Genomic DNA, 10,526 nt, shown 5'->3' with positions numbered 1-10,526 from the left:
CTGTTCTTTTTTAAGTTCATACAGTAACTGGTAAAAGTCTGATTCACCGCGAAAATCCAAGCCTGCGGGGGCTTCATCCAAAATCAACAAGCGTCGTGGGCTTACCAAACAGTAAGCAAGTAACACCCGCTTCGTTTCTCCTCCAGAAAGTTCACTGATCGGTTTATGGCGAAGAGAAAGACCCTCCACTCGGCTTAAGGCTTCTTCCACAGCAAGGCGACATTGTTTTTGATGCGACCAAGGAAATTGGATGCCCAAACGATGCCAACCCAATCCCACAAACTCTTCCACCTGAATGGGAATCCGTTGATCAAAGCCGAAATTCTGGGGAAGATATGCCACTTGTTGACGCACTCGTTGATCTAACTTTCCTTTGCGCGTGAGAGGATATCCTAAAATGAACACTTCCCCACGATGGCGCGGTAAAATCCCCAAAATAGACTGAATGAAGGTACTTTTCCCTGCACCATTCGGACCAATAATTGCGGTGTCAGTGGCTACGCTTAAACTCAGAGAAACTTGTTCCACAGCAAGATGACTTCCCCGATAGACACTCAAGTCTTCAATTTCTAATACCGATTGGGACATTTCCCACTCCTAAAACCTTAAGGCGACCGCTTGTGAGGAAGCGTCTTGAGGGACAAGTAAATGAGACTGAGTGCTTCCTTCCAACCCAGTGACTAAATTATTGACATTTTGGCGCATGACTTCGAGATAATATTCAGGTTGAACAGCTTCTACATCTCCGGTTGCCACTGGATCAAAGACACTAACCTTAACGTTGAGGTCTTTGGCTAACGCAGAAAAAGAATTCTCTCCCGCTTGGGGTTCGGTCAACAGTGTTTTAATCTCCTCTGCTTGCACCGTATCAATCACTCTCTTCACATCTTCAGGGGAAGGGTTTTCTTCTGGGATATCCACGAGGAATTGTGATTCTAAGTTGTAGCTTTCAGCGAAGTAGTTGGCGAAGTCATGGAAGGTAATAAAGGTTTCTCCCGCATAAGGACTTAGCTTCTCAGAAATGTCTTCATCTAGGGCTTTGAGTTCTTCGAGATAAGCATTAGCATTCTCAGTGTAGATGGCTTCTCCTTCTGGATCAACTGCAATCAGGCGATCGCGGATGTTTTCCACTTGTTCCATTGCGCGTTTGGGATCAAGCCATACGTGGGGGTCAAACTCCCCATGATCGTGGCTGTGACCCTGTTCTCCGTGATCATGGCTTTCGGCTTTTTCTCCATGATCGTGGTCGTGATCATGGCTTTCAGCTTTTTCTCCATGATCGTGGTCGTGATCATGATCGTGGTCATGATCATGGTCTGAATGATCGTGATGATCATGACCGTCGTCTTCATAAGCAATGGTTGCAATCCCTTCACTGCTATCAATGACCACAAGATCGGGATTATTCGCATTGGCGATCATGTCCTCTAAATAGACTTCGAGTTCTAGCCCATTTTTCACCAAAACATCGGCATTGGCAATGGTTTGGACATCAGTGGGTTTCGCTTGATAATCGTGAGGTCCTGTATTGGTGGGCAGTAGTTGGGTCACTTCCGCGCGATCGCGCACCACTGCTTTGGTAAAGTGAGTCATCGGCAAAAAGGTGGTTACAATCTGCAACGCTTCTTCTGATGTTGCTTCTGCTGTCTCATTGTTCGTTTCTGGAGATTCATTAGGAGGAGTAGCAGTGGGACCACAGCTTCCTAAGCCCAACGCGAGGAGACTGGCGAGAAGGAATGACGATCGATGCTGGAAAAACATAGCTGATGTTGTTTTTTATATGAGAATGATTATCATCTTATTATAAAAGCTCTATTTTGTCATCATGAAGACTTCAATCGACATCGCCATTATTGGCGCGGGACCCCAAGCCTTAACCCTTGTCACACATCTGTTACAAAAGAAAAAGTTGATGCGGAATCGTTTGATGGTTTTCGATCCCTCTGGGAGGTGGATGCAGCAATGGTATCATCAATTTGGTGCGTTTCAGATTCCCCATCTGCGATCGCCCTCTCCCCATCATCCTCATCCCAACCCGCAAGCCCTCCGCAACTTTGGCGAACATCGTCGCAATGAATTTTTTCCGCCGTATGATTTACCTGGAACTCAGTTGTTTCAAGACTTTTGCGAAGATTTAATTCAAAAATGGCAGTTGCAAAATACAGTATATCCCGCAAGGGTACTGAGTCTTGCTCCTCTTCAGCACAAATTTCAACTGCACTTATCCACAGGAGAAACCCTGACAGCGCGACGAGTGGTTTTAGCAGTGGGGGCGGGAAAACCGATTATTCCCGACTGGGCAAAAGAGGTGTCATCTTTACACTTGCGTCATCAGTTGTGCCACAGTAGCCAAATTGATTTACGGAATTTAAATCTGCACGGTGAAAGAATTTTGATTGTCGGCGGTGGTTTAACCAGTGGGCATTTAGCCTTGGGTGCCTCGCAGTTAGGGGCAACGGTGATTTTAATGGCAAGGCACAATTTTCAAGAAAAACTATTTGATGCTGATCCGGGTTGGCTGGGTCCAAAATATCTCAAGGGATTTTGGGCGGAAACTGACTGGTATCAACGCTTTCAGTTATTACAAACAGCGCGGAATGGCGGATCGATGACTCCCAGTGTGATGACCCAGTTACGGCAACAACAGCATCAAGGAAAGGTGATACTATCTCCGCACTGTGAAGTGAAACAAGCGGTTTGGGAAGGGGATTATTGGCACGTTGATTGCAATAATGGTCAGTGTCTGAATGTGGATCGCATTTGGTTAGGAACCGGTCATGAAACGAATGTGGAGGAACACCCCTTACTCTCACTGATTCGGGAAAGATATCCCATCAAAGTCATTAATGGTTTACCTGTTCTCGATTCCCATTTGCGTTGGCAAGGCTGTGAATTGTTTATGATGGGCGCATGGGCTGGGTTACAAGTAGGACCCGTTGCCAGAAATATAGCAGGGGCAAGGATGGCAAGTGATTTGATTGTTCCCGCTTTAACGAAACCTAGTCTTGCTCTCACCTAATCAGTAAGGTAGGAAAATTTTTGTTGCACCATCAAATTTGACAGCTTGTCTTTTGACGAAGTCATAAAAAATTGCTTATCCTTCTGTGCAACTGATTAGCGGATAATTGAGCAATGCGATTTTCTCTAAAAAACCAAAAACTATTTAATATTGGTGTTGCCCCTCACGACGGAATATTTTGTATTGGTATTTCTCCTCATGGTTTAATTTCTATTGGTGCGATTCCCCACGGTCTGATCTCAATTGGTTTAATCCCCATGGGACTATTTTCAATGGGGTTAGTTTCTATGGGAATTCTTTCGATTGGTCAGATTACGATGGGCTTAGTTAGTGTTGGAGAAAAAAATATGACTCTCATTGAACTCAATATAGGCGAGGATTCTTCTCAAAAAGAATTACAAGGAGAAGAAGAAATGGATGGTCATAATATGTCTCATTAAGTTGAATTTGGCACTTTTCAGATTTTTTATTATTCTTACTTTCAACCTTCAACCCTTCGCTAAATTTGACAACTTGTCTTTTGCATTGTGATTTTAGCTATGTCATGATTCAGGGGTTGATTTCATTAAATTGGCTTCATGATCAAGAAAGTAATTGCATTAATCATTCTCATTTCTTCTGTTTTAATTGCACCTCCCGCTCACGCTGAACCCAATGGCGAACAAATTTTTCAAGCGAATTGTGCCGCTTGCCATGCTGGGGGAAGCAATCGAGTTATGGCAAATAAAACGCTGAAAAAAGAAGCGCTTGAGAAATATAATATGGATTCTAAAGAAGCGATTGTTTACCAAGTGACCAATGGAAAACGAGCAATGCCAGCTTTTCGAGGAAGATTAAAGTCATCTCAAATTGAAGCGGTGGCTGAGTATGTTTTAAGCCAAGCCGAAAAAGGATGGTAATTTTTTAGGCAAGCAGGGTGTATGACTTAAAATGCACCTTGCTGTTTGACTAGAGATTTCTTCTACCTCTTTGTCGTTAATCTTATTTAAGTCACTATGTTACTGTTTTTACGGAATTGCTTTCGTTTTTTTCTCATTCAATTGAGTTTAATTTTTATTTGTTTGCCCGTCAATGCGAGTCCGACAAATGATTTAATCGAGTCAGGTTTACAACAGCTCTATCAAGAAAATTATCAAGCAGCCCAATCCATTTTTGATGAGATTCTAAATAGCAATCCTGAAGAAATTAAAGCACAGCAGTATCGGTGTTTTGCTCATCTCAATCTAGAAAACTACGATCGCGCGATCGCTGATTGTTCTACAGCCTTGCAACAAAATCCCAGACTAACTCAGGCGTACTTATGGCGCGGTTTAGCTTATTATCGCAGTGGTAACTATCCGAAAGCGATTAAAAATTATAATCAAGTCTTAGCGCAAACTCCCGAACATCCCCAAGCGCTATACAATCGAGGATTGGCTCAAAGCGCGATCGCGCAGTATGATCAAGCCTTAGCTGATTATAATCAAGCCTTGCAATCTCAATCATTAGATCAACAAGAAAAAGCAACAATTTATAATGATCGGGGAATTGTTTATCTAGAAAAACAACAGTATGAAATGGCAAAAGCCGACTTTGCCAAAGCCCTAGCAATTGACCAGAATGATAGCCGAACTCATTATCATCTCGGTTGTGCTTGCCACTACTTAGGGGAACATCAAACTGCCATTTTTTACTTTACAAAATCCCTTAAACACTCTCCCGATAATCCTTCCGTTTATGTTAGCCGAGGACTCGCCTATGAGCAATTGAACCAGACACAAATAGCAATCGAAGATTTAGAAATTGCTGCTAATCTTCTCAATCATCAAGGGAAAGCGCAAGCAGCCATCGAAGTTCGTCGTCTGATTGATCAATTACAAACAACAGTCGCTAATGTTAGTTATGTCTAAAGAAACGTCATCGCGCCATGAAGTTTGACAGCCTGTCTTTTGACGATCGCGCCCACTCTCCCTTAAGCTGAACTTCGGTTAACCGTATGAGTTGGCATGGGGCTAATCTCTTTCATTATCATCCTTCTGCTGTGGCAATGGGCAGCCCAAGGCTACACCAGTGTGATTTTACCCAGCGCGATCGAAGTTGGAGTCGCCCTGCAAACCCTCCTCTGGGAAGGGCAAGTAATGTCTGCTGTGGGAGCAACGGTTTTTCATGCCCTCACCGGCTTCGGACTGGCAGTCATAGCAGGAGGACTCTTGGGCAGCCTTGCAGGGACACAGCGCCGAATTAAACAAGCTCTCAATCCCATTGCCACTGCCCTCTTAGGGACACCGCCCATTGCTTGGCTGGTCTTAGCGATGGTGTGGTTTGGCTTAGGGGATACCAACTCCATTTTTACGGTTGCCGTTACCGTCTCACCCATCCTGTTTACAGCAAGCGCGGAAACCATCAGTACTCTCGACCCTCGCTTGTTAGCGGTTGCTCAAGTTTACCAAATGCAAGGGAAAGTTCTGTTTCAATCTCTCTATTTTCCTCATCTCCTTTCTCAACTTCTTCCCGTGATGGTCACAGGATTAGGACTCTCTTGGCGGGTTGCCATCATGTCGGAAGTTTTAGCAACCCCAACAGGCATTGGTGCAGAACTCAATACGGCTCGAGCAAACCTTGATACGGCACAGGTTATGGCTTGGATTGTTATCACCATTATCTTAGTTTTAACCTCAGATACCTTACTGAGGCAACTGCAAAAGCGTCTTCTCCCTTGGACGGATAAAAGTTAGAAATCCCCCCTAGCCCCCCTTTGAAAGGGGGGAAATATGACCAGTGACCAGTGACCAGTGACCAAATAACAAATGACCAATGACCAATGACTAATGACTAATGACTGTACAATTACTCGATCGGATTACTCACCAATATGGATCGCGACTCGTTTTAGACGAGATTAGCCTCAGCGTTAAACCCAGCAAAATTTTGTGTCTGATGGGACCTTCTGGTTGTGGCAAAACGACTCTCCTCAATCTCCTTGCCGGTTTAGTCTCTCCCACTGCGGGAAAGGTCGCGCAAAGCCTATCATCCGTTGCTTATGTCTTTCAAGAACCTCGTTTATTCCCTTGGTACACCGCAGTAGAAAATATTGCCATTGGTCTGAAAGCCCAAAGAGTCAATCAAACACGACGACGGCAAAGAGCGCATACCCTCGCTGAAAAAGTGGGTTTAGCCGATGCCACTCACCTCTATCCCCAGCAACTCAGTGGCGGGATGAAACAACGGGTCAATCTGGCTAGAGCGTTTGCCATTGATCCCAGCTTACTATTATTGGATGAGCCTTTTAGTTCTCTTGATTTGGGAACACGAGGACAAGCCCAAAAATTAGTCATGAATTGGGTCGCCGAACACGAAACTACCGCTATTTTAGTCACTCACGATCTCGCCGAAGCAGTCCTCATGGCCGATCATTTAATCGTTTTTTCAGCGCGACCGGCTCGGATGGTTTATTGCTGGGAAAATGAAAAACCGCTTCAACAACGGGATGCTGCTTATATTTATCGGATTTTAGCTCAGTTGCAAGCCGTTCCAGAAGTCGCAGCGAGTTTTAGTCTTGAAACACCTCTCTCTCTTTTTTAAGTCCTATGAAATACAATCGTCGCCGTTTTTTACAAATCATGACCGCCAGCGCAGGGTTAGCTGCTGCTAGTAGCTGCGATCGTCAAACGCCCCCTTCTCAGGGTGAACAACTGTCCTCTCTAGGGATTGGCGGTTCTCCTATTTTACTCGCCATTCCTCTTGCTTACCTAATTGAAGAAAGCCGTCTCTCGCAAAAAGTCCCCAATCTAGAGTTTATTCCCGTTCGCAACCACGAACAAATCAAAGCTTTGTTAACCTCTGGACAAGGACAGATGGCTGCCAACCCTACTTTACTGTCTGCTGGACTCTATCAACGGGAGTTTCCTCTACGCTTGCTCAATGTCATGATTTGGGGCAATATTTATGTTCTCTCTCCAGATAGTAGCCTTACCACTTGGGAAGATTTGCGCGGGAAGTCGGTTTTGATTCCATTTCAAGGCAGTATGCCAGAAATGATCTTCCGTTTTCTCGCTACTCAGTCGGGACTCAACCCAGATGAAGACCTAACCATTGTTTCTACTCAAGACTTTCAATCCACGGCTCAACTGTTGCTGGTGGGACAAGGAGAAGCAGGAGTATTTGCTGAACCTCGCGCTAGCGCTGTTGTCGCGAAAGGAAAAGAACAAAACATCGAGCTTTTTTACAGTTTAGATTTTCGAGAAACTTGGGGAGAAGTCACGGGTCAAACCGCACGTTTTCCGCAAGCAGGGGTTTCCATCTTAAAGAGTTTGACAGACCAGCATCCCGATGTAGTGGAATTAATCCATACTGAGTTGCGAAACTCTCTGGACTGGATACAAGAAAACCCCACCGCAGCAGCGGAGTTAGGGTCAAAATATATGGAACTACCGCCAGCAGTGATTGAGCAATCTTTGGCTAAAAATCGGTTTGAATATCTCAGCGCAGCGGAAGCGCAGTCAGAGTTGGAAGTCTTTTATCAGTCGCTGATGCAGGTCAATCCTAAACTTTTGGGAGGGAAACTGCCCAACGCTGATTTTTATGTTGAAGGGTAATTGGTATTAGGTGGGCAATGCCCACCCTACGGTTTAGTGAAGCGCGATCACTCCGCCATGGTGAAACGACAACGGTTTCAAGTAATTAAAAATTGAACTTTCTGTCACTTCCATGAAACGCTAGAGGCTAACTCCTTCATAAATTCTCGTTAAGGAAAGTTCCACACCGACTGAGTCTAACTTTACTACCTCGGTGGCATCGTCTAAGATAGTTAAGTGCCAATTCTTACTTGTGTCTCGCCGATAGATCATGACTGTGGTTGTCTCTTGATCAACTAAAATATATTCCTGTAACGTTTCTAAACTGCGGTAGAAATTAAATTTGCGTCCCTGATCATAATCGCGGGTATAATCCGATAAAACCTCAAAAATCACCACTGGATTGGTGACGGTGGTTTGACTCTCGCCATAATACGCTGGTTCACCTTCCAAAATCATGACATCAGGATAGATAAACACCTTTGGAGATGGAATCCATAAACGTACATTTTCCGAGTAAAGTCGTTTTCCTTGTTGTCTTAAACTCGGTTTTAGCAACACACATAAATTCGTTATCAATTCATTATGGTTCGTGGTTCCCCCTGCCATGGGTATAATTTCTCCATTGATAAATTCATGACGGGTTTCTGCCTCTGCCTCAAATTCGAGGTACTCGGCAGGGGTATAACCTTGTTGTGTTAACTGTGTAACCATCCTGTGTCTCCCCATGGTATTACTGACTTAACCACGCGATCGCGCTTTTTTCTAGACTAGTTCAACTCTCAAATGTCTTAATAATCTCTTCAATAACCTTATTTTGGATGTCAGACCAGTCGGCTTTTGAATAGATCGTTACCAAGATGATTCTATCCTTAGTTTTGAGATAGTAAATCACCCGATAACCTGCTCTTTTGCCTTTTTTGATATCGCTATTTCTGAGGCGAACTTTGAAAACCTGATAGTTAACATTGGAAACGCGATCGCCCACTATTTCTCCAGCTTGTAGCTGTTCAATGAGGGGTTCTAAATCTTTGCGAATTGATCGGTAACGTTTTGCTAGTTGAGCGAGGTCTTTTTTAAAGCGAGGGGTGAGTAGAATTTGGATACTTGAGAAATCATTCGACATCAATTCCCTCCCACATTTGGGATAGAGGAATCGTTTTCCCATTAATTGCTTCTTTTAGTCCTTCCTCAAGATTTTTTATGGCAATTTCATCAGGAGTATCATCAGGATCAAATGGATTCCCTGTTTTTTCAATAAGATATTGGAGGATTTCTTTTTGTTCTTCAGGTGACAGTTGATCGATTAAACTAAAAACTTGGTCTTTTGTAATTTGTAGCTTTAGCATAGCCTAATCTCCATACGTGGACTAATACTGAGATACTTAACAAATATCTTATCAAACTCCGATTAGAAAGCGCGATCGCGCTACGAATCCATTCTTCGGGATTGGGATTTTTCGCTAGCAGCGAATCCTTACCACGTATGTTGAATTTTTTCCTATGAGGAATTACCAAAGGCGCTTTATCTCATAAAGATCAAACACTTGATCAACGCTAACAACCGAAATTTGTTCACAAATTGCTTGAGCAATAATCAATCGGTCAAAGGGATCGCGGTGATGAAACGGAAGTGAAGCGACAGTATCTAAATGGCTAACTTGTATGGGTAAGATATTAATCTGATTAAGTTCAAGTTGTTCTGGAATAAATTCACCAACCGTGGTTGGCAACGCTAGTTTTCCTAAACTAACTTTGATGGCAATTTCCCAAATGCTGGCAAGGCTCAAACAAACCTCATTATCCGATTCTAGCAAATCTTTTGCTGTACTGCTCAAATTAGGACTATCATTGATAAACCATAAGAAAGTATGTGTATCAATTAAAACGTTCATCTTAAATAGGGTTCAAAGTCTTCTAAAGATTCATCAAAATCAGGAGATATCCAAATTTGTCCTTTAGCACTCCCACTCTGACGGCGTTTTGGCATGGAGCTTTCCTTCACAGTAATCTCGACCTTTTTCCCTTCTAAATTTTCGGGTAAGGGTTCATCAAGTTTGATGGTTCCATTTTGATACGTTCCCTTGAGTGTAATCATTTGACTTAAACCTCCTTGCTTTGGCTTTAAATTTGTTGGCTTAACTGCGTGATCATAAGGTATATCCTAACGCTGTTACTGACTTAACCATGCGATCGCGCTACGAATCCAATCTTCTGGGTTAGGATTTTTGGCTAGCAGGGAATCTTGACTAACCACTGACAAAGACTGTTCAATTTCTTCCTTGGAATAACCCAACGCCAATAAAGTCATCTCCACATCTTCCCGAACTTCCGGCTTCGGCGCAAGACTTTCATCCCCTTTTTTCACTAATCCCGATTCGGTGTGCCATTGGGCGAGTTGAAGGATAGACTGGGAAATAAGGAAAAGAACCTAAATTGTAGGGTGGGCAAGGCAAACCCTACGGTTAATTCAGAGTTTATTACCTATTCTATTGCTACAGGGCTTACGCACCCCATCTCCGAAAGCCTGACTTTTGATTTCGTAACGGGGTGTAACTCCTAACCTATTATTATGTATCAGTTTTTCCTTGCCCTACTTTGACAGAAAACAGAAATAACTTTAAATGAATTTCACCACTTAAAAACATGAACCTAGCTGATTACTTTGCTCAAAGTTTAACCGTCTTTTTCATGGGTTTTTTTCCCTATGCTGAAATTTATCTCGCAATTCCGGCAGGACTAGCACTAGGACTCGATCCCGTATCCACGGTTGCGTTCGGAGTCATGGGAAATTTTGCACCAATTCCTTTTATTCACTATAGCTATGAACAACTTTTTAGGTAAGGATTCAGGGATAAGGGTTGACAGGAGTCAAAAAAGGGTTAAGCTGAAGCCATGATGATGAGCCAAGAGCACTCGTTCCCCAAGGCGGAAGAACTGAGCCAGTTGCCCAA

At 43.5% G+C, this 10,526-nt stretch carries 15 protein-coding genes and 1 pseudogene; 8 read left to right on the top strand and 8 right to left on the bottom strand.

All coding sequences use genetic code 11. The features are described 5' to 3' along the window. The coding region (locus tag GVY04_14705) for an ATP-binding cassette domain-containing protein (protein NBD17335.1) at positions 1 to 588 on the bottom strand (588 nt) is incomplete at its 3' end. 9 nt (positions 589 to 597) lie between these two features. Next, positions 598 to 1,761 carry a zinc ABC transporter solute-binding protein gene (locus GVY04_14700; GenBank protein ID NBD17334.1) on the bottom strand — a complete coding sequence of 388 codons (1,164 nt, stop codon included), beginning with the start codon at positions 1,759 to 1,761 and terminating at the stop codon, positions 598 to 600. Between the two features lie 64 nt (positions 1,762 to 1,825). Here GVY04_14700 and GVY04_14695 point away from each other — a divergent pair, with 64 nt between their 5' ends. From GVY04_14695 to GVY04_14665, 7 genes are all read left to right on the top strand, one after another. Continuing rightward, positions 1,826 to 3,019: a SidA/IucD/PvdA family monooxygenase gene (locus GVY04_14695; protein NBD17333.1), complete on the top strand. Its 1,194-nt coding sequence runs from the start codon at positions 1,826 to 1,828 to the stop codon at positions 3,017 to 3,019. Between the two features lie 113 nt (positions 3,020 to 3,132). Next, positions 3,133 to 3,459, top strand: a complete 327-nt coding sequence (locus GVY04_14690; protein ID NBD17332.1) for a hypothetical protein — start codon at positions 3,133 to 3,135, stop codon at positions 3,457 to 3,459. A gap of 138 nt (positions 3,460 to 3,597) precedes the next feature. Then, positions 3,598 to 3,918 carry a c-type cytochrome gene (locus GVY04_14685; GenBank protein ID NBD17331.1) on the top strand — a complete coding sequence of 107 codons (321 nt, stop codon included), beginning with the start codon at positions 3,598 to 3,600 and terminating at the stop codon, positions 3,916 to 3,918. Between the two features lie 96 nt (positions 3,919 to 4,014). Beyond that, entirely contained in the window at positions 4,015 to 4,908 is an 894-nt protein-coding gene (locus GVY04_14680) for a tetratricopeptide repeat protein (protein NBD17330.1), read from the top strand. 96 nt (positions 4,909 to 5,004) lie between these two features. Next, positions 5,005 to 5,733, top strand: a complete 729-nt coding sequence (locus GVY04_14675; GenBank protein ID NBD17329.1) for an ABC transporter permease subunit — start codon at positions 5,005 to 5,007, stop codon at positions 5,731 to 5,733. A gap of 100 nt (positions 5,734 to 5,833) precedes the next feature. Next, positions 5,834 to 6,580: an ATP-binding cassette domain-containing protein gene (locus tag GVY04_14670; GenBank protein NBD17328.1), complete on the top strand. Its 747-nt coding sequence runs from the start codon at positions 5,834 to 5,836 to the stop codon at positions 6,578 to 6,580. Between the two features lie 5 nt (positions 6,581 to 6,585). Continuing rightward, positions 6,586 to 7,593 (top strand): PhnD/SsuA/transferrin family substrate-binding protein, encoded by a 1,008-nt coding sequence (locus GVY04_14665; GenBank protein NBD17327.1) that lies wholly within the window; start codon positions 6,586 to 6,588, stop codon positions 7,591 to 7,593. Positions 7,594 to 7,713: 120 nt separating this feature from the next. Here the strand turns inward: GVY04_14665 and GVY04_14660 are convergent, their stop codons facing one another. The 6 genes and pseudogenes from GVY04_14660 to GVY04_14635 all read right to left on the bottom strand — a co-directional run bounded on the left by GVY04_14660 (position 7,714) and on the right by GVY04_14635 (position 9,973). Continuing rightward, complete coding sequence (locus GVY04_14660; GenBank protein ID NBD17326.1) at positions 7,714 to 8,286, bottom strand: Uma2 family endonuclease; 573 nt, start codon at positions 8,284 to 8,286, stop codon at positions 7,714 to 7,716. A 61-nt stretch (positions 8,287 to 8,347) separates the two neighbouring features. Beyond that, positions 8,348 to 8,698, bottom strand: coding sequence for a type II toxin-antitoxin system RelE/ParE family toxin (locus tag GVY04_14655; protein ID NBD17325.1), 351 nt, complete (start codon positions 8,696 to 8,698; stop codon positions 8,348 to 8,350). Further along, complete coding sequence (locus GVY04_14650; GenBank protein ID NBD17324.1) at positions 8,688 to 8,921, bottom strand: hypothetical protein; 234 nt, start codon at positions 8,919 to 8,921, stop codon at positions 8,688 to 8,690. The genes GVY04_14655 and GVY04_14650 overlap by 11 nt, the downstream gene beginning before the upstream one ends. A gap of 162 nt (positions 8,922 to 9,083) precedes the next feature. After that, complete coding sequence (locus tag GVY04_14645) at positions 9,084 to 9,467, bottom strand: PIN domain-containing protein (protein NBD17323.1); 384 nt, start codon at positions 9,465 to 9,467, stop codon at positions 9,084 to 9,086. Next, complete coding sequence (locus tag GVY04_14640) at positions 9,464 to 9,670, bottom strand: DUF2281 domain-containing protein (protein ID NBD17322.1); 207 nt, start codon at positions 9,668 to 9,670, stop codon at positions 9,464 to 9,466. Before GVY04_14640 ends, GVY04_14645 begins: the two co-directional genes overlap by 4 nt. 75 nt (positions 9,671 to 9,745) lie before the next feature. Next, positions 9,746 to 9,973, bottom strand: a pseudogene (locus tag GVY04_14635) (Holliday junction branch migration protein RuvA). 245 nt (positions 9,974 to 10,218) lie between these two features. On the opposite strand from GVY04_14635, the gene GVY04_14630 reads away from it, so the two are divergent. After that, the gene (locus tag GVY04_14630; GenBank protein NBD17321.1) at positions 10,219 to 10,416 is read left to right on the top strand and encodes a hypothetical protein; all 198 of its coding nucleotides are present in this window, start codon (positions 10,219 to 10,221) and stop codon (positions 10,414 to 10,416) included. Positions 10,417 to 10,526 lie beyond the last annotated feature (110 nt).

Source organism: Cyanobacteria bacterium GSL.Bin1, assembly GCA_009909085.1.
In the GTDB taxonomy this organism is placed as follows: domain Bacteria; phylum Cyanobacteriota; class Cyanobacteriia; order Cyanobacteriales; family Rubidibacteraceae; genus Halothece.
This window is presented reverse-complemented; position numbering and strand designations above follow the sequence as displayed.